This window comes from Paraburkholderia sp. SIMBA_027, assembly GCF_046535315.1.
Lineage (GTDB): Bacteria > Pseudomonadota > Gammaproteobacteria > Burkholderiales > Burkholderiaceae > Paraburkholderia > Paraburkholderia tropica.
This window is the reverse complement of record NZ_JAWRWY010000905.1, coordinates 1-261: the sequence shown is the minus strand read 5'-3', so window position 1 is coordinate 261 and position 261 is coordinate 1. Positions and strand designations below refer to the sequence as shown.

The 261-nt window shown below is 34.9% G+C and carries 1 protein-coding gene; it reads right to left on the bottom strand.

Going from position 1 to position 261, the window contains the following annotated elements:
- A partial coding sequence (locus SB764_RS41710; RefSeq protein WP_410866993.1) for a hypothetical protein occupies positions 1-261 on the bottom strand: 261 nt, incomplete at both ends.

The following is a 261-nucleotide window of genomic DNA, read 5'->3' as shown; positions in this document are numbered from 1 at the left end:
GTATAAAAGAAAACTCTATAAAATCTGAAATTTTATCCTTTGGAATACCTGTTTTCACAAAATAATCGTCCTCCACTCTATTCCTTATCCAGGCAATATCCTCCTGTAAATCTTCGTATTTGTATATTATTTTTTGCTTTCGGGCCTTACCACTAATAAGATCATACACTCCTTGCACATTTAAATTTCCCAACAGCATTGGAAGTAACACTTCTTTTATTTCAGCAGGCTTTTCTCTCATTTTACCAACCGGCTGAGGCA